Raw genomic sequence first — 21,605 nt, 5'->3', positions numbered from 1 at the left:
TCTCATGACAATTCAAGAGGAGCTTGCAGCTACTAAGCAGCAATTTTGTACTGAATTAGATCAAGTACACTCTTCGAAAGATCTTTTCGATCTTAAAGTACGTTATTTAGGGAAGAAAGGAGTTTTTCGAGGTTTTGCTGAAAAGTTACGCGATTGTCCTATAGAAGGAAAAGCACAATTAGGCGCTTCTATAAATGCTTGTAAGACTTATATTGAAGAGTCAATTCAAAATAAAAGTCACAGTATTCTTCTTTCTGAAGAACGTGAAGGGTTTTTAAAAGACAAAATAGATGTAACTCTACCGGGAGAGCCTTTTTGTTCAGGTGGCAGGCATGTTATTAAGAAAGTCTTAGATGATATTGTCGATATCTTTGTGTGTCTAGGATTCTGTGTTCGAGAAGCTCCTCATATTGAAAGTGAAGAAAATAATTTTTCATTGCTTAATTTTGAGGAAGATCATCCTGCGCGCCAGATGCACGATACATTTTATTTGGATCCTGCTACACTATTACGTACACACACTTCTAATGTGCAAGTTCATGAACTCAAGAAACAAAAGCCACCTATAAAAGTTGTCGCTCCCGGCCTGTGCTTTCGTAATGAAGATGTTTCATCGCGGTCTCATGTCATTTTTCATCAGGTAGAAGCGTTTTATCTTGATTGTCATGTAACTCTTTCTGACTTGACAGCCATGCTTACGGAGTTTTACCCCGCTTTTTTTGAAAGGAAAGTAGAATTGCGTCTGCGACATAGTTATTTTCCTTTTGTGGAACCGGGTATAGAGGTAGATGTTTCTTGTGAGTGTCAGAGCAAGGGATGTTCTTTATGCAAACATAGTGGTTGGTTAGAAGTAGCCGGTGCTGGTATGATACATCCTGAGGTTCTACGTAACACTGGGGTAGATCCAGAAAAGTATTCAGGTTATGCTGTTGGTATGGGGATTGAAAGATTAGCCATGTTAAAACACGGTATTTCTGATATTCGTTTGTTTTGTGAAAATGATCTCAGGTTTTTACAGCAATTTTCTTAAGGAAGAATGGCAGAGCGGTTTAATGCACCTGTCTTGAAAACAGGAGGCCTGAAAGGGTCCGGGGGTTCGAATCCCTCTTCTTCCGTTTCTTTTATAAATCAGTGGTTTAAGTTTACGTCTAAAAGTTATTCCCTTCTTTTTATTTCTTTTCTTTTTTTTTGTTTTTTAACTTGCTTAATTTAAGTTTTTAATTGCTTTTTTGTTTTAAAATGAATTGATTGTTAATTTATTTTTGTAATAAATTATAAAAACGATCGAGTGATAATTAATTTAGTTTTTTGATCCTTTTTGAGGAACTATGAGAAAATCTAATTATAATTTCGAGACAGCACTAGAGCATTTGGAAAGACTAAAAAAGATTTCTTATAGCTCCCTACCCACGCATATTTCTCATTCGCAAAATAGTATTACTTTAGGCAAGGGTAGTAATATTGATCAGATGAAGCAATCTCTTAAGAATATAGAGAGTTATCTTAAGAGAGCGGGAGATCTACCTAGAAGTGAAGCTAATAAAGCTTTGCAAGAATCTCATTTTCTTATTTCTGGTGTTCAAAATGTATTTTCATTTTTGGAAAACAGAGAACAGCACCTTTACCAAAGTTTAGTTCATGATTATTCTGAATTGAATAAGGTTTATAGTAAGACTCAAGAAGATCTTAGCCATAAACTTGTTGATGAACATACTAGTGATGAGACTTCAAGGCCAGAAGTAAATGAATCAAGTGAGGAAAGATTTTTAAATAACCTGGTAGAGGTGAAGCAAGACCGTTCGTATGAGCTGTTTTATATGTCTGATGAGGAAAATAAACGGTTTTATACGGATACACTCACTCAGATTATCTGTAAGCAGGGAAAGCTACATGAAACAGCATATGAAGGTGATCCATTAATAAAAACAGTTTTATGGCACAGTGAAGAGGTACATCATATAGTTTCTTCCTTGGTATTTACCAATGATATGCCGATGAGAATTTTTTATAAAAGCGCATTGAGTAATTTAGAAATAGAAGCAGTAGAGAAAACACATAATGCTGTTATGGCTCTATTTTTCTCTAGGTATAAAGAAACTATAGTAATAAACAATCCTACTAAGGATAACATAAGCTATTTTCATGATTTCTTATATTTTCTTAGACAAGCATGGAAGGCTTTAAGTAGCACAACCACTCAAGAAGAGTTAATAGAAAAACAGTCACATCAATTAGTTTCTGCATTAAGTAATGGGCTATTTGAAAGTAAGCTTATGTTTACAGAAGCTGCTCGCTATTTGTATTTTCATATACAAGTACACCCCAAAGAAGAAAATAGAAAGTCATTGTTATCTGGTCAGTACATTAAGGAAATGTACGACGATTTATACCGCTTTTTATCTAAATATCCCAATGGTCCTTTATTTAAAGCGATCGATAGGTTGTTAGAACCACGTGCTATAGCTTTTGATCCTATTATTTTAGGAATGCTCCCTAGCTGGGAAGGAACACTAAAACTAGGAGATAAATCAATACGTATTATTCGTTCTCCTAGCCCAATAACCCAGGGATCTATACTTTATGCAACTTGTAATGAGGAGTTTTTGGGTTTCTTAACTGCTAAGGAGTACCTCCAAGAGACAACATTAGTATTAAATATTCAAAACCGTACATCTCGAAAAGATCGCGCACGCAGTCGTGTTATAGAGGAAAGTATAGAGGGAATTTCTCGCACTTATGTATTTTCATTCCCTGAGCCGGAAGAATTGTTAAAAAGTTTAGAAAATATTCATGGAGAGCAAGAAACCTTTTTTGAAATTTTCTCTACATTAAAAGAAGAATTCCATAATTCAGGTTCTTTATCACTATTCTCTATTCCCAAAATAGTTCAAGAGGATATGCATCAGTTTCTTGATTATAGTTTAGACATATTAAAGGACACCCTATTTTCTAAGAAAAAAATTCTCTTTAAAAAAGATAAGCTTCTCTTACTCCATATGGTGGCATATCTTACAGTTTTTAAGTTAATAGAGCTTATTAATCCTAATAACCTCCTAGTTATATCTAAGGATGGATTAGATTATGCTTCCGTATTCATAGCCGGATTTTCTTTCTTCTCTAATGGGAATGACTGGGATGAGCATAAATTAAAATTGCTTTTAGTTAAAATTCTTACCCCTACTTTAGTTGCTAGAGATCGTTTGGTTTTTGTCCAACATATTGAACTGTTAAGTAAATTTGTAAATTGTTTAAGAAAAAACAGACAAAATTTAAGTAACTTAAAGCAGTTTTTCGAGTATGACCTAGAAAAATGGGATTTCTCTGATTATTTAAGTGAAATTACTGAAGTTTCACATAAGCAAGACCAGTAAATATAGCAAGAACCACTAGAGGAAATACCATCACAGGTAATGTAGGTAATACGCTACTATTGGCAAGAACGATACCCGCTTTTAGAAATACAAAAAAAGTATTGATGGAGCTTAAAGGTACAATATACGCAAGTGAGACTTTAGGTATACGACTAAATCTTAAGCAAAGATATGCAGAAAGAATCATAGATGAAATACAGGCTAAGGGGGAGATAAGCATATAGTAAAATAGCGATAATAAAGACAAAATGCGTTGAGGAATCTGTGTAGATAACCCGAGCCCCGTAGCATTCCAAGGGATAGCTCGAAAAGATTCTGAAAATCGATTTTTTCTTCCAGCTGTAAAAATCTTAGAAAAAGGATTTTCATAAAACCCAAATTCAATTTCGGGGAATTCTTTCATATCTGAGAATTCGCTAAGTTCCATTCCTCCAGATTCTGTTCCGGCAAAGCGGATAACGTCCAAACCAATGGGTAAAGAAGGAGTAGTAAAAGCAAGTTTTTCCATGGTGTAAATAGTATGAGGATTTTTAATCCAAAAGACTTTATTAAGAGTAAAAGTTTTAAGATCAATGGAAGAGTAAAGGAGGATGGTCTGGTCTTTAAGGTAAAGAGCAGGGATTTTGTCTTGAGCTTTATCGAGGGTACCTCGATCTATATGTTCTTTGGTTGTTGAGATTTTTTCGCATATGGGGTGTAGCCATTGAAAATTTCCATATAGAAGTAAAGTGATAAAAAAGCTTGAGTGGATTAGCGGAGCTGTTAATGCTTTTAAGGATAATCCAGAAGCCTGTAGTACAAGTACCTCTCGCTTGTTTTGCATGGAGAATAGGGTCATGGTTGTTGCGACAGCAACAAGTTGAGGAATCAGAAATTCTGCTTTTAAAGAAATTTGAGCAAGATAGTATAAAATTGAAAGTTTTAAAGAGGCTCCTGAAGCAAGAGTGTGCGTATTGCCTTTAATCGCATGTAAAGCATAATGGATAGAGGCATAAAAAATAAATGTGAGTAAAATAAGAGATAGTAAAGACAGCCAGAATCTCGTTAATAAATAGCGTTTCCAAATGTACATGGCTTATGCGTAACCTCGGTTTTCTCGATAGGCACGAATAGTGAATACAACCCAAGAAATTAGCTGAGGTATAATAAATAACATAAGTGCAGAAAAGAGAGAATTGGTGTTTTTTCCAACAATGAGTAGGACTAGATCTATTATAGGAAATAGGCAATACCGAAGTATGGATTTTCGAAATCGAGGTTTATACGTACCTAAAACCATTCCGGAGTATGTTAGGGTAATACATAATAATCCGATACCAATTCTTCTTAGTGTCTCGGGTAAATGAGCATAGTTACATGATTGTTTGACAAGCTGTTTCCACGGTAAGTAATCCGTTCGTGTTTTCATATAGGATTTCCCAGCAAATAATGTAGAGGTAATCTTAGGAATGAGCATTTCATCTAAGGTTTCGATATAATACTCTTTAGTATTTGTACCATCTTGTGTTGTTGCTAAGTTATCTGGAAGCTTTGAAATCATAATAATTTCTTTAGCTGTAACACTGTCGTTAGCAACGTTAGGGATAATAGTTTTAATAATGCCTACGTTAGCAATTTCTTCATCTCTTTTTAGAGCAATAATCACATTATCGAATTTACTTTTTGCACAATGATCTACAGCAATGAAGATACGGTTATTTTCTTTCTTTTGTAGGGTTTGTAGTAAAAGAGTTGGCGAAGTCATTGCCATGTGAGCAATTTCTTTACATGATTGGAATCGGCAGATAGAGGCCAGTTCGGAGCATGTATAAAAATTTATACAACAAATAGCACAAGAAACCATCAGAATAGGGAAAGTGATGATTCCTTGAGAAGCCCCCGAAGCTTTAAGGAAAGTGATTTGATTATTGTCAGATAGTCGGCGAAAAAGGGAAAAAGAGGAAATAAAGCAAGAAATAGGAAGAATAAAGGGTAGCAAATAGGGGATCTGGTACGCAGTGAGCCTTAAGACTGTAGAATAAGGAACATCTTTTGCTATATAACTAACAATTTCTTGAAGGGAGCTAATAATAGAAATACAAATTAAGCTCAATGTGCAGAAGATCGCAGTTTTTAAATAACGGAAAATTAATACTTTCCATAAAATGGGCATGATCTACCTAATTAGAAATCCTTTAAAGTTACAGAGTTACGAAGTGTGGCAACATCATAGGTATGTCGATAATCTGAATTTATTGTGCAAAGCAAAAATTTGTACGGACTATTGAGTTATGTTATCTCGCCTACTCAGAAATGATAAGCAATTAGAAGTTTTTTTTTCTTCTTTAGATATGAAAAAAAACTATTTATTAGCTTTGTCAGGAGGAAGTGATTCATTGTTTCTTTTATATCTCCTTAAGTCTCGAGGAGTAGCGTTTGTTGCTGTGCATATCGATTATGGTTGGAGAGAAACTTCGTTTATTGAGGCTAGAGAATTAGAAGCGAAGTGCTTACAAGCCCGTGTTCCCTTTATTCTGGACCGCGCTCCTTCTGGGGAGATGTCTCGGAATGCTGAGAATTCAGCTCGTCAATATCGCTATGCTGTTTTCCATAGGCTGTGTTTAGAAAAAGATTTATCGGGAATATTTTTAGCTCATCATGCTACAGATCAAGCGGAAACTGTGATGAAACGGTTATTTGAAGGAGCGCATCTCAGTAATTTAAGGGGCATGGCTCCTCGAGCATTTTATCAAGGAATTCCTCTTTTACGGCCTCTGCTGCATATTCCCAAGTATGTGTTATCAAATACTCTAGATTCTGCTAACATTTCCTATGTTCAAGATATCACGAATACTGATGAACGTTATCTTCGTGCACGCATGCGTAAAAAGATCTTTCCCTGGCTAGAAGATGTTTTCGGGAAGAAGATTACGCAACCATTACTTACTCTGGCTCAGGATTCATCAGAACTTTGTCAATATATTCAAAAGCAAGCACAACCTTTTCTTGAAAATATAAGTCAAAAAAATGCAAGTTGGTCTCTTAAAGTACCTAAAGAATTATTAGAGCATGTTTTTCTTGCTAAATGGGTGCTTAAAGAATTTTTTTCCAAAGCAGATATTGTTGCTTCAAGACATACTTTGCAAACAGTTTATGAGCATTTAGTTCGTGGATTTTCAGTACAAATGCGATTGCGTAAGAAAAGATTGATCGTGAAAGCAGGGGTAGTAATGATAGAGTAGAAAGTATATACTGGATGCCTACACGTGATTAAGGATGAGTGAGTATTAGCTTATGATCGTGTAGAATTTTATATTTATAATTGGGTTTTATAAACAAAATAATAAAAAAATTTGATATATTTAGTAATTACTTGTCAGATTGATTAGCTTAGTTGTGTAGTTTATGTCTAAAGATAAAAAAATGAAGCCCGAATCGAAGAAAAATTTTCCTACGGTCTTTTTTTTCCTTTTATTTGGTGTGATTTTTGGTGTTGTTGCTATTCAAAATTTCTTGGTTGCCAAGAAGGCTCGGGTGAATTTTAGCCATCAGTTAGAGCATTTAGTTAACTTGAAGTTAATTTACCCTGAAGATAGTCGTAAAGTTGCTTTAAATGATAATTTAGTTTCATTTAGCGGACGTTTTTATGAATCTGCACCAGCTGAAAGTCAGGTCCGCTATCACTATCTAGAGCTGATCAATCAAAGGCATCAACTCAACTTTGATCTTCATGAGACAAATAAAAATTTAGCACATCTTGCGAAGGAAGTCGAAAATTCTATTAATTGGTTTTCCGCTATTTCAGGATCACCAATTCCTGAAACAGGATATTTAATTTCTCCTAGCGTAGAGTGGGGGGAATTTTCCTTGCCAGCTTTTATAGTCCACGGAGAAAGTAATGGACAAATTATCAATTTACGCGCTTTAGAAAAACGTTTCTCTACTCTACCTTCATCTCATTATGACAGTTTACGTACTTTTGGTTCAGATTTATATGAGCTTATAGGAAAATATTTATCTCCCGCATTAGGGATTGGTTCCGATGCCTTAAAGCGTGAGTTAAAGGATTTATATCAGCAAGTTGAGTCTTCTTTGACTCAGGCCATGGATACTGAGCAGTTGCGTACATTGTACCAGAAAGTGTTAGGTTCTTTACTTAGGGTTTCTTCTTCTTTGTCTTTGCCAGAAAGTGGGAATCAGTTTGAGCAATTACGTTCGGTCCGCTTGTATCGTGAAGAACGTAGTAAATATGAGAAGCTTATAGAAGATAGCCATATTAATCAGGCGCAGCTAGATAAGATTCGTGGAGAATTGAACCAAGTTATTTGGTACTTTAATAATCAGGAGTTATCTTCTAGAGCCTTGGAGAAGCAAGATCCTGATGTATTTGCTCATTGGTATGCAGGAGCTAAGCAAGAATGGGAAGGGTTTACTCATAATCGTTCCTTAACATTTAAGGCTCCTGATCAACCTAGAAACTTAGTACTAGAAAAGACCTTTAAGAGTGAAGAGCCTTCTCCTCATTATATAGGATATGTATTTACATTCTTGCCCATTGTTCTTGTTCTTGCTTTTGTTTATTTTGTTTTTTCCCGCCAAGTACGGGGTATGAATGGTTCCGCAATGTCATTTGGAAAGTCTCCGGCACGTTTGTTGATGAAGGGACAAAATAAAGTAACTTTTGCTGATGTTGCTGGTATTGAAGAAGCAAAAGAAGAGTTAATAGAAATTGTTGATTTTCTTAAGAATCCAGCGAAGTTCACAAGTTTAGGAGGAAGAATTCCTAAAGGCGTGTTATTAATAGGTCCTCCTGGGACTGGGAAAACTTTGATTGCCAAGGCAGTTTCTGGAGAAGCTGACCGACCCTTTTTCTCTATAGCGGGTTCTGATTTTGTAGAGATGTTTGTGGGGGTAGGAGCTAGTCGTATTCGCGATATGTTTGATCAAGCTAAGAGAAATGCTCCTTGTATCATATTTATTGATGAAATAGATGCTGTAGGACGGCATCGCGGGGCAGGTATTGGTGGTGGACATGATGAACGTGAGCAAACTTTAAACCAATTACTTGTTGAAATGGATGGTTTTGGAACGAATGAGGGAGTAATTCTCATGGCAGCGACTAACCGTCCTGATGTATTGGATAAGGCATTGTTACGTCCTGGGCGTTTTGATCGTCGTGTGGTTATGAATCTCCCAGACATTAAGGGAAGATTTGAAATTTTATCTGTTCATGCGAAAAGAATTAAACTTGATCCCACAGTAGATCTTATGGCAGTAGCGCGTAGTACTCCAGGGGCTTCGGGTGCAGATTTAGAGAATTTGTTAAATGAAGCAGCTCTTCTTGCTGCGCGTAAAGATCGTACCGCAGTAACTGCTGTAGATGTTGCTGAAGCTCGTGATAAAGTTCTCTACGGTAAGGAGCGCCGTAGTTTAGAGATGGATGCTGAAGAGAGACGAACAACTGCTTATCATGAATCAGGACATGCTGTTGTTGGTTTGTGTGTCCAGTATTCAGATCCTGTAGATAAGGTCACAATTATTCCTCGAGGTCTTTCTTTAGGTGCTACGCACTTTCTTCCAGAAAAGAATAAGTTAAGTTATTGGAAGAAGGAACTTTTTGATCAACTAGCTGTTCTTATGGGTGGGCGTGCCGCTGAAGAAATATTTTTAGGAGATGTTTCTAGTGGGGCACAACAAGACATTGCTCAGGCTACAAAACTTGTACGTAGTATGATTTGTGAATGGGGAATGAGTGATCAACTAGGTACCGTAGCTTATGATGAGCGTTCCGATATGTCTACAGGTTATGGAACTTATCATGAAAAAAATTATTCTGAAGAAACAGCGAAGTCAATAGATGGAGAACTAAGGTCTTTATTAGACGCTGCCTATCAGAGGGCTTTAACTCTAATTAAAGAACACCGAGATGAAGTCGAGCTCATGACTCAGATGCTTATTGAGTTTGAAACTCTGGATGCTAAAGATGTTAAAGAAATTATGGATCATACTTGGGATCCTGAAAAGAAGAGAGCGCGACTAAAAGAAGAAGGGATGATGTTTAAGAAAACATCAGATGACCTACCTCCACCTCCTCCTCAAGAAGATATCGTGGATAGTACTTTAAAGCTAAATAATCATCCTACAAGTTAAACTGCTATCTGTCGCCTTGTTTTTCTTTGGGGGAGTGCAAAAGCCCCCCCTCTCAAAGCAAGTACCACCTATTTATTCACAAGCAGTTTTTCATATTTTATGGTAGTTTTAGCTTATAGGTTTTTAGAAAAACTAGTCGCAGAGAGTTGCTTTATGACTAAGTTTATATTGACCTTTGTCATTAATACTTAAAAGCTTTACAGTTAACGTATCACCTTGTTTTACGAAATCGCTAATGTTTTCCACGCGTTGTTTAGAAAACTCAGAAATATGACATAACCCTTCTTTTCCGGGTAAGATTTCGACAAAAGCCCCAAAAGGCACGACAGAAGTTACACGACCTTCATAGATTTTCCCTATTTCTACTTCGCCGACTAAACCTTCAATAATAGACTTTGCTTTCTCTATAGCTTCTAGTGAAGAGGCTGAAATACTTACAACTCCTGCATCATTGATATCAATTTGTACTCCTGTTTCATCAATAATTTGGCGGATTTGTTTTCCTCCAGGTCCAATAACAGTCGCGATTTTATTGAGTTTAATCTGCATGGTTTCAATACGGGGAGCGTACTGAGATAAGTCTGTTTTAGGGGCCGCTAGAGCTTGTTTCATAATATCTAAGATATGTTGACGGCCTTCTTTCGCTTGAGCTAAAGCAGATGCCAAAATAGCAAAGGTTATTCCCTCTACTTTAATATCCATCTGAAATGCAGTAATTCCTGTAGAGTTACCCGCTACCTTAAAGTCCATATCTCCGAGGTGGTCTTCTAATCCTGAGATATCGGAGAGGATGACAGCACGATCTTGATCCAAAATAAGACCCATAGCAATACCAGCTATGGGAGTTTTAATAGGAACTCCAGCATCCATTAAAGCTAGACATCCACCACATACGGAAGCCATAGAAGAGGAGCCATTAGATTCTGTAATATTTGATTCTATACGGATTGTATAAGGGAATTTCATAGAATCAGGAAGAGCGTGACTTAAAGCTTTCTCAGCTAATTTACCGTGGCCAATTTCTCTTCGTCCTGGAGAACCGATTCTTCCCACTTCTCCCACAGAAAAAGGGGGGAAGAAATACTGTAAATAAAATTTAGACTGTCCTTCACCATTTAAATCTTCATAACGCTGAGCCATCGCTTCATTACCTAAAGTACATACAGCGACAGTTTGCGTCTCACCTCGAGTAAATAAACAGCTCCCGTGTGTTCTAGGAAGGAAGGCTGTTTCAATAGTGATAGGACGAATTTCCTTTAGAGTGCGCCCATCAGCACGGATTCCTTGTTTAAAGATTCTCGAGCGTATGTAATTGGACTTTGCCTGTTTATAAGCTGATTTAATGTTAAAAGGCGTATAGATAGCATCTTCTTTTTGAAGTTTTTCTATAAGTGATGTCTCTAGCTCTTGGGAGGCTGCCTCAAATGCTTTTTTTTCTTTTATTGTTAAGAGCTTGACTAGCTGCTCTTCTGATAAGAGATCATGCACAGAAGACTGTACTTCTTCTGGTAAGGGGAGAATATATTGAGTATTTTTTTCTTTCCCTACTTGCGTTTGCCATTGTTGTAGTGCACGGCAAATAGTTATAATGTGCTTATGGCCATATTCTATAGCTGCAAGAACTTCATCTTCCGTAAGGAAATCACAATGTCCCTCAATCATTAAGATTGCGTTCTCCGTTCCAGACAACACAAGGTCAATGGTAGAGACATCCATTTCTGCTTTTGTAGGGTTAACAATCCAAGTATTATCTACACGACCAACACGAACACCGGCCACAATGTTAGTTTGAGGAATATTGGAAATAGCTAGGGCTGCGGAAACGCCACAAATGGCCAGAGGATCTGGAGAGTTGACACCATCATAAGACCATACATAGGATAAAATTTGTATATCCTGCATTAGCCTATTGGGAAGAGAAGGACGCATAGAGCGGTCTATAAGCCGAGAAATTAAAATTTCTTTTTCTGTCGGTCTGCCTTCGCGCTTAATAAAACCTCCAAGAGTTTTTCCTACAGCTGAAAAACGTTCTTGGTAGTCTACACGAAAAGGCAAAAAGTCAACGGCTTCTTCTAAAGGGGCTGCACAGACAGAAGAAAAAACCCAAGTTTCTTGCATATGAACAAGAACGGCGCCATTAGCCTGGCGAGCGATTTTCCCTGTTTCAAATACTAATGTTTTACCCTCCTCAAGAGGAATAGAAATCGTTTCAAATGCCATGCAGGTTTCCTCTACTTAGATCATTTATCAAGAGAATAAATAAAACTACTTTCTTAAATTCAATCTAGTAATTAAATTTTTATATCTTTCCGTATCCGTAGAGTTTAGGTATTCCAAAAGCTTTCTCCTTTGCCCTACCAATTTGAGCAACGCCAATCGAGAATTTTGGTCTTTAGGAGATCTCTTTAAATGCTCTTTGAGTTCTGCAATGTGTTCAGTTAATATAGCAATTTGCACATCCGCTGAACCAGTATCTTTTTCGTGCAGTTGAAACTTTTTTGTAATTTCTTCTTTAATTCCCTTATCCAAAGACATGGGATGTCTCCTTAAAATAATTGCCAAAAAAATCAATTATACTTGAGAAGACTGTTAATGTACATCTTTTGTATAGACAATTGATTTTTTTTAAATTGATAGGTGGAGGTTTTTACGTTTTTTTTGATCATAAACACGTTTAAAAAGTAATATCAGGTTATTTTTAACGTAGTAAGCGATGTTTTATAATTTAATTTAAAATAAATTGAAAATTTGTGTTGCATAGCCCATGGATATAGAAAAAGACATATATTTTATGAATCAAGCTCTGAAAGAGGCTAGAAAGGCATATGATCAGGACGAGGTTCCTGTGGGATGTGTGATTGTTCAGGGAAATACGATCATTGCTCGAGGACATAATGCTGTCGAAAGGCTTCAAGATCCGACAGCTCATGCAGAAATTTTATGTATAGGTGCTGCAGCACAATATCAGAATAATTGGCGATTATTAGATACTGTGCTTTATTGTACTCTAGAACCTTGTGTCATGTGTGCTGGAGCTATTCAGCTAGCAAGAATTTCTAGGGTTGTTTGGGGAGCGCCCGATATACGTTTGGGAGCGGGGGGAAGTTGGATAAATGTTTTTAATGAGCAGCATCCATTTCATAAAGTGACTTATCATTCTGGAATTTGTTGTGAAGAATCAGAACGACTAATGAAACAATTTTTCAAAAATAAGCGTGATATGAAAAATGAAGAAAAAAATCTTTGAAATACTAGATCAGCTCTATGAAAATCAAAAATCTCGTTTGCAAAATGTAGGAGAATCTATCCTTCCTAATGTAACTTCTGATGATCTTTTACAGCCTATGGATTTTGCTGACTTAGAAGAACACCCTATTTTTCGTTTCGAAGAGGGGGTACTTTCTGGACTTGGTGAAGCTAGAGCTGCAATTTTCGCGTTATTTTCTGAAGAGAGCTAGAAAGTGTATTCGATAAGGATTGGGAATTTTTTCTTTATAGCAAAATATAATTCCGAGCAGCATTGAAAAAATGGAACCAAAAAGCAGGGGGAATGCTCCCGAAAGTACCAGCATGAAGAAATAGAAAAAACTTAAAATAGCAAAGGCCCATTTTCTTGATATAGTAATTGGCAGCGTAGGAAATACAAGATGTTTTTCGGGATCAAGAAATACCCAGATAAGAAGTAGAAAACTAATGAGACATTCAGGACCAAATAAGGCATGTGAACTATGAAAAAGCTTTAAAATTACCCATGTGGCAATTCCTGTCAGTAGAGTTTGCGTCACTACGAGGAATAAAAAAGTCGAAGATCCTAATTTTCGAATAATCTGGTGAGTTGCTTTATATAAGAAAATAAAGCAAAGAACATTCCTCATAAGTAACCGCTGAGTAATTTCTAGACACCTATCACTATAAATTCTTAATGAATCCGCAGTAACTAGAGGGTAGGTAATCCATTGCCAAAATTGATGTTTTTGGATGCCTTCCGTAGAAAGAGCTAAAGTTTCAAGAAGTCCAGGGACGGCAAATATTTTTTTTAAAACATAAGAAATAAGAGGTGATAGGCAGGAGGTGATTAAAATAAATAAAGGAAACTGCTTAAGCACACGAGTAAGTAGTGGGCTTTTGTCTTGTTTGTCGGGGAAGATAACCCTCATAGAGGTTGGTCCTGACTATTGCCTTTTCTAATCATGTTTCATATTAGATCATCAATTGTTTTAGTAGAAGTTATTCTATTCAGATGGAGATGTCGTTAGGTTTGCTTTAATAGTATATTCTACTAATGCGCTTAGAATGGCCGAGGTTGCTTGTAGTAATTTCATAGATGTTGTGGAAGTAGCGTTTACTGATTTTTGATTTGCTTGTGCTCTCTGCTGAGCAGTAGAAAGTTCTTGTTGAATTAGTTGGCGGTTTGCAGAAATTTGTTGGTTAGAGGTTTGGTAGGATTGAATTTCTGTTTGGTTTTTATATTCGGGTTTATCGGGGTTGAAGTTGTCGGCTTGTTGTAAATCAGGAACTTTTAATAGGGGAAGATTGATTAGCTCTTTAGTTTTCTTTTGTTGAGTTAATGTGTTGTCTTGCAATACGGTCATAATGGCTTTGGAAAATTCTGTCGTTGATGTGGATAACTGTAGCATGACAGAGATACAGAAATAAATGGCTGACTGTTTATTGATTTGAATCTCATCGGAGACAACTTTAGTAGATGCAGGAATGACAGTTTCGACTTTGTTATCCATAGGTAGGTAGATACTCATTTGAATGATTCCTTGTTAAATATTTGCAATGAGACTTACGATTTGGGAGAAGGTTTGGATTAATGCCTGACCCACTTGTAAGGATTGTTGGATAATGTTGTTGTTTGTGTTTAGGTTACTAGAAATAACTTGAGATGCATTGGACAATCCGGAGATTTGATTTTGTAATGCTTGCCTAGATGCTCCCACAGCTTGGTTTATAGATTGTACGTCCTGTAAGAAAGCAGACGAGTTATCATTGAGTTTATTTTTAGGGATCGTGGTATATTGGTATAATGCTTCTTGGTTATTTAAAAATGTTTGAGCTGAAGCATTGGCCTGGAGTTCTTTAGCAATGATCGCGAGGTTATCTTGGGCTATTAGTACAGATTGGTATACATAGTATACAGTGACAATCAGGGGGTTAGAGTCTTTAGAGAATTTTTCGATGATTTCATCAGCAGTCGCTGTATTCGCTCCTCCTATAACTCCTGAACCAGGAACATTGATAGCTGCTTTAGGAAGGTTGTGTAGTTCTGTTGAGCGGAGCCACATAATTTTCTACCTATTTTCTTTGATTACCTTTAAATTACTTCCCTTGTTTATGAAAGAGGTTTATTCATCTGGTTAACTGTGCTGCCAATGGCATTTGTTGTTTTTAGGAACGAAGAATCTTGAGAAGCTAATTGTTGCATAATATTGATGTTAGTAGATGCATGTGAGAGGATAATTTGTCCATTTTGTCTTGCGGTTACTAATTCATCTTGAATGTTGGATCGTTGTGCGGAGTAGTTTTGGTTTTGGTTTTGTACACGGGTAATTTCGTCTTCTTCTGCTCCTGCGTTTACTACTGCAAATTTAATTTGATTAGTTTCTTGGTTTAATTGTTGTTGGATATTAGTATTATCATTTAATTGTTGTGATTGGGTCAGAACTGTTTGTTGGCGAATTTCAATTGCTTGTAAAAGAAGCTCATAAATGCTAAAAAGCAGAGCTCCGATAGGAGGGGTATTCAATGGGGCTAAAGGTGGAAGGTTAGATTGGGATATTGTTGTAGCAGGAATTGTATTTGTGGCTTGTACTGTCATAATATAAAAAAATTAGTTTTATTTAGTTTTATTTTATCAAATAAATGGGGAGGTTATTAAATAAATTTTTTAATAAAGTTGCAAAATAGCTTAGTAAGCTACTTGCTTTTAGTGATAAATAGAGTGAATAAAATTATTAGCAATTAAACAAACAGAGATCTCTAATTAAAATTTCTACAGTTAATTGTTTGTCTTTTGATGAAAAAAGTTATTTTTTGAGAGAGAAAAAGCAAATGTCTGAAAACGAGTTTGATGACAATACAGGAACTTTTCAAGAAGAGGTGAAAGCCTATGTATTGGTGACGTGTGGGCACGTATCTTCGGATGGTAGGATGAAGGTAGAGATGACCTATGAAGGAGATCCTGCTTTAATTAGCTATTTATTAACCAAAGCTCAAGATTCTTTAGAAGAGTCGTAGAGGAAGTCTTGTATAGATAGATTTGAAGCCATGCTCGTTTTTAATAAGTGTCTGTATCACAAGATTTATCGAGGGTTAGCTCAGGGTTGTATTATTGCTAAGGATAGGTTGTTTTCTCCAGAGAGTGTGTGTTTATTTCCCATTGGTTTATTGTTTGGGGGACTTGCCTGTGCTTCTTTAGTTGACTTAACCTTAGTGTGTTTTTTAACCTTGTTTTCTGTCTTTGTATTGGCTGCTTCTATATGCGGTCGTCTTTGGGGATGGGGGGTCATTTCTTGCATATTTATTTTTGTATACTATGAGTATTTTTCTATCGATTCTTCCGCATTATGGTCTTTAGGATTAGTGAGTTCTTTTGTGTTGTCTTGGGGAATTTGTACTTTGGGTATTTCTTTAATTTCTGAGGAGCGTACTAAGAAAAAGCATCAGTATGACCGTCTATCAGAAGAGTATGCTGAGGTACAAGCTTCTTATGATCAAGCTGTGCGTGATAAGGCTATAGCCTGTGAGTTTTTAGAAAAACGTACTCAATCTTTGGAGTCGGATTTAGAGAAGTATCGAGCTTTATTACAGGAGTCTTGCAAGAAACAAGAGAATATGGCGTTAGATTTTCAAATTCTTGCTGATCAGAAAAATAGCTGGTTAGAAGATTATGCGCTTTTACATAATGAATATGTGCGTCTTGTTGCAGGGGATGAAACTACCTCAGTATTTTCCTGGGTGTCTAGGAAAGACATGTCCTCAACTATACAGAAGCAAGGAGAGGCGACTCATTCATGGATTCATATCTTACAAGAAAAAGATGCTAAACTGGCTTCCTTGGAGGGAGATCTTCAGAAAGAAAGATCGTTACGAGAAAATTTAGAAAACGAATGTTTGAGTTTACATTCTCGAGTGCAAGAGAGTAAGGATTTGCAGTTACGATTTGATGCATTGCAAAGTCTTTTAGAGAAGAAGGATGGGGAGTTAGAAAAGCTTCAAGAGAAGCTACATGAGTATTTGTCTTCTGAAAAAGCCTTGCTTGACGCTCAGGATAAGTCTTATAAAACAAAATACTTACAATTAAAAGAGCAATTTGGTGCTAAAGCAGAAGCATTAGTAGAAGCCCGCAAGGAACTATTTTTAGTTCGTGAAAATTACTTAACTTTACAAAGGCAAGAAGAAAATTCCTTAAGTTTTATAGATATGAGTGATATTGAAATCATTGAAAAGCTTTTAGAATATGTTGAAAACTTGGAAGAAGAGATTACTTCTCTAGAAGAGTTAGTATCTCATACCCTGTCTCGGTAATTAAAACAGTATGCTCCCACTGAGCACTGGGCTTGTTGTCACAAGTTCTTGCTTCCCAATGATTTTTTGGGTCAATGACTCCTTCTTTCTTCCCAACATTGATCATAGGTTCTATAGTGAAAATCATTCCTGGAACCAGGGGAATGTTGCAACGATTTCTATAATGAGGAACGTGAGGATTTTCATGAAATTCGATACCTATGCCGTGGCCAACGAATTGATCCACTACTGAGAATCCATAACGATCAGCGCAATCTTCAATAACTTCACCGATTTTATATAGGGGGAGATTGGGCTTTAAAATAGCGATAGCTGCATCTAAACATTCTAAAGAAGCTTGGCATACACGGCGTTTAACTTCAGAAACCTCTCCGATCATGACCATTTTGCTACAGTCTCCATAGTAGCCGTCAACAATACAGGAGACATCTATATTCATGATATCCCCATTTTTTAAGGGAATATCATTAGGGATGCCATGACAAATTACTTCGTTTAGAGAAGTACAAATCGTTTTTGTAAATGGGGGAGAGCCGTAATTTAAAGGGGCAGGAATTGCCTGATATTCTTTATGTAGTTTGCGTGACAATTGATCCAATTCTTCTGTTGTTACACCCTCTTTAGCTGATTGGCAGAGTTCATATAGAATTTGTGCTGTTACTTGGCAAGCAGTGCGAATTTTATCTATTTGTTCTGGAGTTTTTAAAATAATGTTGTATTGCGAAGCATAATAGTTTTTTTGTTGTATCCAGGATGCTTGGGAAGATCGTTGGGGATAGTGGCAATGTTTCCATTTATATTGACTCCCGCACCAACAGGGATCGTTTCTTTTCATATAACCACACTATTTAATGTAAAACCCGATGTTAAATGCTACGGACAGGCCTTTAAGGATAAGGTTTACGGACATTAATAATAAAGTGATACTAAATAGTCGTTCTAAAGCGACAAGTCCAGCACTACCTAAAATACGGTTGAAAAAGCTCGAACTAAGTAATGTAAGTACGGACAATACCCAGGCAATAATCATAGCGCCGAGAATAATTTCTTTGGGAAATAGCTGCTCTTCCATATAACCCAACAATGCCGTAATTACAGCCGGACCCGTAATAATAGGAAAAGCTAAAGGAAAGAAAATAGGCTCAGAACAATCTTCAATTTCAGAAATAGAGTGATCAGAGGAAATAGGTGGAGCAAGCATCATTTTTAGTGACACAGAAAATAGAAGAACGCCACCTATAAATTGAAATGCATACAAAGAGATATTAAAAAAATGAAAGATTTTTCTTCCGAAAGTAATAAATAGTAGTAAGGTAACCAGCGCAAAAACACATTCTCTGAGAATAATCCGCTGTTGTTTTTTTACTGAATAATTTTTCAATAGAGATACGAAAACAGGAATGGATCCTGGAGAATCAAAAAGTACATAAAATAATAAACTAAGATTGAGTAGAGTGAGCATAAAGTCTTTTTATAAAAAAGCTTGTTGTAAACCAGAAATTAGCAGTTGAGCTCCTATGATTGTTACGAAAAGACCTAAAATAGTTTGTACTGCTAACAAAACCTTAGTCTTTTTCTTTTTTTCCTGTCCTCCTGTGATACCTACCTGCACTAGAATAGTTGCTAGAGAAATAAGAAACCAAGAAAGCACGAGAATACTACAAATCTGGGAAAAATGATACTGTTTCCCTACTAAGATACAGAAAGCAGCTAACCACGAAGGTCCGATGATTAAAGGAAGAGCAACTGGGGCGATGAAAGGTAATGAGGGATATGTAAGTAGTTTTTCCCAATGATTTTCTTTACTTAAATTTAATACTGCGCGCATTCCTGATAACATGACTACGGCACCGCCTACTGTTTGTATGGCACAAAAAGGAGAATTAAGTACATAGAGGACGCCTAGAGCAGCTCCATAAAGAGCGAACATGCTAATAAGAGCGAAAACGCTCTCTCGTAGTAACAGCACAAAGCGTTTTTTTCTAGAAAATTGAGAAAGAACAACATTAAGTGCCAAGACGTTAGTTAATGTATCGGCAGCTAATACTAATACGCTTGCCTGAGAGAATAAGAAAAAAATGTGATTCATAGGCAAATTTTGTATATTGCGGGCTATTATTTTTCAAGTTAATCAATTAAGTTAAAGAAAAGAAGAACGACTGGGCTAATTGTATATGGTAGACAAATCTATTGCGAATAGTATAAAACTTTACGCCAAACCTTTTTCTTCTATTCTTTTATTTGGCCCCCCAGGAGCAGGTAAAGATTTTTTGGGAAATTTCATTGCTCATGGAGGTAGCCAGGTATATGTTTCCTTGGGAGATATTTTTCGTTGTTATCCTATTTGGTCTCCTATTCGTCAGCTTTTCCATAAATATGCAGTTTCTGGGACATTAATTCCTGATGATGATGTGATTGCCGTGTGGAATTACTATGTTCAAGGATTAATTGCTGTAGGAAAATTTCTTCCAGAGCGTCAGGATTTATTGATTAGTGGTTTGCCACGAACATTGGAGCAAGCAAAGCTTTTAGAGTCCTACATTACTGTGCGTCATGTAATTATTTTAGAGGTTCATGAAGAAGCTACTTTACTCGAAAGAACGCAACATTCTTTGTATAGTAAGGGAAGAATTAACGAGGTGGGGATTGATGTTTTGCAAAAACGTTTAGAATCTTATAAGAAGGATATTGATGCGCTTATTCGTTATTATCCTCTTCATAAGGTGTCCCGTATTAGTGCAGATCAGAGGCCAATGGAAGTCCTTCGTGATATTTTATCGCGTTTGGCTCATGTGTTTTCCCATCCAGGCAAGCCTGTAGATTAGGGTATAGGGTACTTAAGGGAAATTCTGAATTCTTTTGTGCTAGCTGAGGGTAGCGATAGATAATGGCTTGTACAAGAGTATTTTTTAATTGCTCACTTAAAGGGTTTTGGGATTGTGCCAGAAGAGGACGAGTTACTTGCCATTGTAAAAGCTCATCTTTGATAATTTTTGGAGTATCCCGCGTCGCTTGAATATAGGTTTCGAAAGCTATTTGGGGATGTTCTTGGCAAAAGTCGATACTTTTCTGTAGAGCTGTTTGTATAGCATGTATGATCTCTGGTGATGTAGCTCGGGTATTTTTTTTTCCACAGATGAGCATTTGTGGCCCTGTAGGAAGGCCATAGGAATCGGATAAAAAGCAGCTCACAGGCATCCCTAAAGTATGTAGCTTTACTCCTTCAATGTTGTAAAACGCCCCATAGAGAAAATCAATTTTTTTTAATAACATGGGGGAAATTAAATCAGAACTTACGTTTTTAACTTCTGAAGGAACTATTCCTTGCTTGCGCAAGACAGTAAGTAAACAAGAAAGATCTCGAGAATTATTTAAACAAAATCCTAAGACTTTATTATTGAGGTCTTGAATTGAGGAAATATCATCATCTAACCTATAGATAAACCCTTGCAGAGTAGAATTAATAAGCGAACCGACTATTTGTATAGGAACGCCTTGCATAGCTACTTTTATTATTCCCAAAGCATGATAAAGGGCTAAATCTACCTTTTCAAACAAGATGTGGGGAATGACAGAACCTGTGTCTGTATTTTTTTGAATTTTTAATTTTATGTTTTGCTCTTCAAAAAATCCTTGGGCTACTCCTACATACAAGGGAATATGATTAGGATTCGGCGTCCAATCTAAAAGCAGTGTAATGGGGGTAAGAGGTTTTTCAGTAGGATTTAGGGAAGGTTTGGACTTTTCTAAAATACCTAAAAGAAGAAAGGGCAGAAGGCAGGAAAGAGCAAGTTTTAATTTAGTAGTTCTACGTTTTTTTATGTTTTTGATTCTAAATAATGCAAATAGGAGTTTTTCACTAAGAACGACCAATTGAAATAAGGTAAAGGTAACAATTGTTAATGCAAATAAGCCGGAAAACATCATTTCCATATCGTAGTTTCTTCTACTTTCTAAAATTAGAATTCCTAACCCGGACTGAGAAGCTACCCATTCTCCTGCTATAGCTGCAAATCCTGCAGATCCCATGGCTATTTTTAGTCCTGAAAAGATATGAGGAAGTGCATGGGGTAAAAGTAATTTGATAAAGATTTGTCTTTTTGTTGCTTGATGTAGATAAAACTGTTCGAGCAGTTCTTTTGGAGGTGAGGATATCCCTTGATAAATAGAAATAGTAAGGGGGAAAAATACGGTAAGCGCTGTGGGAATAATGACAGCACTAATCCCCCATTCGAACCAGAGAACAATTAGAGGGGCTAGAGTGAACATGGGAGTACATTGTACAAGGATAAATACAGGATGGAGAAGATCTTTAGCTGACTTATTCACCAACATAATAATGACTAAGATTAGAGAAAGTAGTAGGGCTAAAAAAAATCCTCCTAAAATACCTTGTAAAGTATACCAAGAAGAGGAAAGGATGAGGGGAAGGGACTGAAAAAAATTAGTGAATATTTTTGATGGGGGGGGGCAAAGAAAGGAAAGAGAGATGTTATTTTTAGCAAAAGCTTCCCAAAAGCAAAGAAGTAGTGTGGTAGAAAGAAAATAACATAATAATTTTTTTTTCATCTT

General features: G+C 36.5%; 21 protein-coding genes and 1 tRNA gene. 10 read left to right on the top strand and 12 right to left on the bottom strand.

Features of this window, described 5'->3' with window-relative positions; all coding sequences use genetic code 11:
• Nucleotides 1-4 precede the first annotated feature (4 nt).
• The 3 genes from pheS (at nucleotide 5) to M787_RS00690 (ending at nucleotide 3,371) form a co-directional block, all read left to right on the top strand.
• Nucleotides 5-1,030, top strand: coding sequence for a phenylalanine--tRNA ligase subunit alpha (gene pheS, locus M787_RS00700; protein ID WP_021828550.1), 1,026 nt, complete (start codon nucleotides 5-7; stop codon nucleotides 1,028-1,030).
• A tRNA-Ser gene (locus tag M787_RS00695) sits at nucleotides 1,031-1,115 on the top strand. It abuts the gene before it with no gap.
• 213 nt (nucleotides 1,116-1,328) lie between these two features.
• Entirely contained in the window at nucleotides 1,329-3,371 is a 2,043-nt protein-coding gene (locus M787_RS00690; protein ID WP_021828549.1) for a hypothetical protein, read from the top strand.
• Here M787_RS00690 and M787_RS00685 read toward each other — a convergent pair.
• Together M787_RS00685 and M787_RS00680 are read right to left on the bottom strand one after the other, a co-directional pair.
• Entirely contained in the window at nucleotides 3,340-4,443 is a 1,104-nt protein-coding gene (locus M787_RS00685) for an LptF/LptG family permease (RefSeq protein ID WP_021828548.1), read from the bottom strand. The genes M787_RS00690 and M787_RS00685 overlap by 32 nt on opposite strands.
• A 3-nt stretch (nucleotides 4,444-4,446) precedes the next feature.
• On the bottom strand, nucleotides 4,447-5,523 hold the full coding sequence (locus tag M787_RS00680; protein ID WP_021828547.1) for an LptF/LptG family permease: 1,077 nt from the start codon (nucleotides 5,521-5,523) through the stop codon (nucleotides 4,447-4,449).
• Nucleotides 5,524-5,641: 118 nt separating this feature from the next.
• On the opposite strand from M787_RS00680, the gene tilS reads away from it, so the two are divergent.
• Nucleotides 5,642-6,592, top strand: coding sequence for a tRNA lysidine(34) synthetase TilS (gene tilS, locus M787_RS00675; RefSeq protein ID WP_021828546.1), 951 nt, complete (start codon nucleotides 5,642-5,644; stop codon nucleotides 6,590-6,592).
• A gap of 163 nt (nucleotides 6,593-6,755) precedes the next feature.
• A complete protein-coding gene (ftsH, locus tag M787_RS00670) occupies nucleotides 6,756-9,500 on the top strand; it encodes an ATP-dependent zinc metalloprotease FtsH (protein ID WP_021828545.1) in 2,745 nt (914 codons plus the stop codon).
• Between the two features lie 132 nt (nucleotides 9,501-9,632).
• Here ftsH and pnp read toward each other — a convergent pair whose 3' ends face one another.
• Complete coding sequence (gene pnp, locus M787_RS00665; RefSeq protein ID WP_021828544.1) at nucleotides 9,633-11,720, bottom strand: polyribonucleotide nucleotidyltransferase; 2,088 nt, start codon at nucleotides 11,718-11,720, stop codon at nucleotides 9,633-9,635.
• A 45-nt stretch (nucleotides 11,721-11,765) separates the two neighbouring features.
• Nucleotides 11,766-12,035: a 30S ribosomal protein S15 gene (rpsO, locus tag M787_RS00660; RefSeq protein ID WP_020356439.1), complete on the bottom strand. Its 270-nt coding sequence runs from the start codon at nucleotides 12,033-12,035 to the stop codon at nucleotides 11,766-11,768.
• Nucleotides 12,036-12,264: 229 nt separating this feature from the next.
• Here rpsO and tadA point away from each other — a divergent pair, with 229 nt between their 5' ends.
• On the top strand, nucleotides 12,265-12,747 hold the full coding sequence (gene tadA / locus M787_RS00655) for a tRNA adenosine(34) deaminase TadA (protein WP_021828543.1): 483 nt from the start codon (nucleotides 12,265-12,267) through the stop codon (nucleotides 12,745-12,747).
• Nucleotides 12,728-12,958, top strand: coding sequence for a hypothetical protein (locus M787_RS00650; protein WP_021828542.1), 231 nt, complete (start codon nucleotides 12,728-12,730; stop codon nucleotides 12,956-12,958). Before tadA ends, M787_RS00650 begins: the two co-directional genes overlap by 20 nt.
• Here M787_RS00650 and M787_RS00645 read toward each other — a convergent pair.
• The 4 genes from M787_RS00645 to M787_RS00630 form a co-directional block, all read right to left on the bottom strand.
• Complete coding sequence (locus M787_RS00645; RefSeq protein WP_021828541.1) at nucleotides 12,938-13,657, bottom strand: hypothetical protein; 720 nt, start codon at nucleotides 13,655-13,657, stop codon at nucleotides 12,938-12,940. The two genes, M787_RS00650 and M787_RS00645, sit on opposite strands and share 21 nt — an antisense overlap.
• A 75-nt stretch (nucleotides 13,658-13,732) precedes the next feature.
• The gene (locus tag M787_RS00640; RefSeq protein ID WP_021828540.1) at nucleotides 13,733-14,257 is read right to left on the bottom strand and encodes a CT847 family type III secretion system effector protein; all 525 of its coding nucleotides are present in this window, start codon (nucleotides 14,255-14,257) and stop codon (nucleotides 13,733-13,735) included.
• Nucleotides 14,258-14,272: 15 nt separating this feature from the next.
• Nucleotides 14,273-14,791, bottom strand: a complete 519-nt coding sequence (locus tag M787_RS00635) for a DUF720 domain-containing protein (protein ID WP_021828539.1) — start codon at nucleotides 14,789-14,791, stop codon at nucleotides 14,273-14,275.
• A 47-nt stretch (nucleotides 14,792-14,838) separates the two neighbouring features.
• Nucleotides 14,839-15,324, bottom strand: a complete 486-nt coding sequence (locus M787_RS00630) for a DUF720 domain-containing protein (RefSeq protein ID WP_021828538.1) — start codon at nucleotides 15,322-15,324, stop codon at nucleotides 14,839-14,841.
• 233 nt (nucleotides 15,325-15,557) lie between these two features.
• On the opposite strand from M787_RS00630, the gene M787_RS00625 reads away from it, so the two are divergent.
• Nucleotides 15,558-15,743 (top strand): hypothetical protein, encoded by a 186-nt coding sequence (locus M787_RS00625; RefSeq protein WP_021828537.1) that lies wholly within the window; start codon nucleotides 15,558-15,560, stop codon nucleotides 15,741-15,743.
• A gap of 141 nt (nucleotides 15,744-15,884) precedes the next feature.
• Complete coding sequence (locus M787_RS00620; protein WP_179945616.1) at nucleotides 15,885-17,033, top strand: hypothetical protein; 1,149 nt, start codon at nucleotides 15,885-15,887, stop codon at nucleotides 17,031-17,033.
• On the opposite strand, the gene M787_RS00615 is transcribed toward M787_RS00620, so the two are convergent.
• From M787_RS00615 to M787_RS00605, 3 genes are read right to left on the bottom strand one after another with little or no spacing between them, the layout of a single operon-like run.
• Nucleotides 16,990-17,868, bottom strand: coding sequence for a methionyl aminopeptidase (locus M787_RS00615; RefSeq protein WP_021828535.1), 879 nt, complete (start codon nucleotides 17,866-17,868; stop codon nucleotides 16,990-16,992). The genes M787_RS00620 and M787_RS00615 overlap by 44 nt on opposite strands.
• Before the next feature lie 9 nt (nucleotides 17,869-17,877).
• Nucleotides 17,878-18,495 carry a MarC family protein gene (locus tag M787_RS00610; protein WP_021828534.1) on the bottom strand — a complete coding sequence of 206 codons (618 nt, stop codon included), beginning with the start codon at nucleotides 18,493-18,495 and terminating at the stop codon, nucleotides 17,878-17,880.
• Nucleotides 18,496-18,504: 9 nt separating this feature from the next.
• A complete protein-coding gene (locus M787_RS00605; protein WP_021828533.1) occupies nucleotides 18,505-19,122 on the bottom strand; it encodes a MarC family protein in 618 nt (205 codons plus the stop codon).
• 85 nt (nucleotides 19,123-19,207) lie between these two features.
• Here M787_RS00605 and M787_RS00600 point away from each other — a divergent pair, with 85 nt between their 5' ends.
• A complete protein-coding gene (locus M787_RS00600; RefSeq protein ID WP_021828532.1) occupies nucleotides 19,208-19,858 on the top strand; it encodes an adenylate kinase family protein in 651 nt (216 codons plus the stop codon).
• Here the strand turns inward: M787_RS00600 and M787_RS00595 are convergent.
• Nucleotides 19,767-21,602 carry an ABC transporter substrate-binding protein gene (locus M787_RS00595; RefSeq protein WP_021828531.1) on the bottom strand — a complete coding sequence of 612 codons (1,836 nt, stop codon included), beginning with the start codon at nucleotides 21,600-21,602 and terminating at the stop codon, nucleotides 19,767-19,769. The genes M787_RS00600 and M787_RS00595 overlap by 92 nt on opposite strands.
• Nucleotides 21,603-21,605 lie beyond the last annotated feature (3 nt).

This window comes from Chlamydia gallinacea 08-1274/3, from assembly GCF_000471025.2.
GTDB lineage: Bacteria > Chlamydiota > Chlamydiia > Chlamydiales > Chlamydiaceae > Chlamydia > Chlamydia gallinacea.
The sequence above is the reverse complement of the archived record's forward strand: the minus strand, read 5'-3'. Positions and strand labels throughout refer to the sequence as shown.

Coding starts and splice junctions, on each gene's coding strand:
- pheS (WP_021828550.1), top strand. CDS start 5: ATGACAATTCAAGAGGAGCTTGCAGCTACTAAGCAGCAATTTTGTACT.
- M787_RS00690 (WP_021828549.1), top strand. CDS start 1,329: ATGAGAAAATCTAATTATAATTTCGAGACAGCACTAGAGCATTTGGAA.
- M787_RS00685 (WP_021828548.1), bottom strand. CDS start 4,443: ATGTACATTTGGAAACGCTATTTATTAACGAGATTCTGGCTGTCTTTA.
- M787_RS00680 (WP_021828547.1), bottom strand. CDS start 5,523: ATGCCCATTTTATGGAAAGTATTAATTTTCCGTTATTTAAAAACTGCG.
- tilS (WP_021828546.1), top strand. CDS start 5,642: ATGTTATCTCGCCTACTCAGAAATGATAAGCAATTAGAAGTTTTTTTT.
- ftsH (WP_021828545.1), top strand. CDS start 6,756: ATGTCTAAAGATAAAAAAATGAAGCCCGAATCGAAGAAAAATTTTCCT.
- pnp (WP_021828544.1), bottom strand. CDS start 11,720: ATGGCATTTGAAACGATTTCTATTCCTCTTGAGGAGGGTAAAACATTA.
- rpsO (WP_020356439.1), bottom strand. CDS start 12,035: ATGTCTTTGGATAAGGGAATTAAAGAAGAAATTACAAAAAAGTTTCAA.
- tadA (WP_021828543.1), top strand. CDS start 12,265: ATGGATATAGAAAAAGACATATATTTTATGAATCAAGCTCTGAAAGAG.
- M787_RS00650 (WP_021828542.1), top strand. CDS start 12,728: ATGAAGAAAAAAATCTTTGAAATACTAGATCAGCTCTATGAAAATCAA.
- M787_RS00645 (WP_021828541.1), bottom strand. CDS start 13,657: ATGAGGGTTATCTTCCCCGACAAACAAGACAAAAGCCCACTACTTACT.
- M787_RS00640 (WP_021828540.1), bottom strand. CDS start 14,257: ATGAGTATCTACCTACCTATGGATAACAAAGTCGAAACTGTCATTCCT.
- M787_RS00635 (WP_021828539.1), bottom strand. CDS start 14,791: ATGTGGCTCCGCTCAACAGAACTACACAACCTTCCTAAAGCAGCTATC.
- M787_RS00630 (WP_021828538.1), bottom strand. CDS start 15,324: ATGACAGTACAAGCCACAAATACAATTCCTGCTACAACAATATCCCAA.
- M787_RS00625 (WP_021828537.1), top strand. CDS start 15,558: ATGTCTGAAAACGAGTTTGATGACAATACAGGAACTTTTCAAGAAGAG.
- M787_RS00615 (WP_021828535.1), bottom strand. CDS start 17,868: ATGAAAAGAAACGATCCCTGTTGGTGCGGGAGTCAATATAAATGGAAA.
- M787_RS00610 (WP_021828534.1), bottom strand. CDS start 18,495: ATGCTCACTCTACTCAATCTTAGTTTATTATTTTATGTACTTTTTGAT.
- M787_RS00605 (WP_021828533.1), bottom strand. CDS start 19,122: ATGAATCACATTTTTTTCTTATTCTCTCAGGCAAGCGTATTAGTATTA.
- M787_RS00600 (WP_021828532.1), top strand. CDS start 19,208: ATGGTAGACAAATCTATTGCGAATAGTATAAAACTTTACGCCAAACCT.
- M787_RS00595 (WP_021828531.1), bottom strand. CDS start 21,602: ATGAAAAAAAAATTATTATGTTATTTTCTTTCTACCACACTACTTCTT.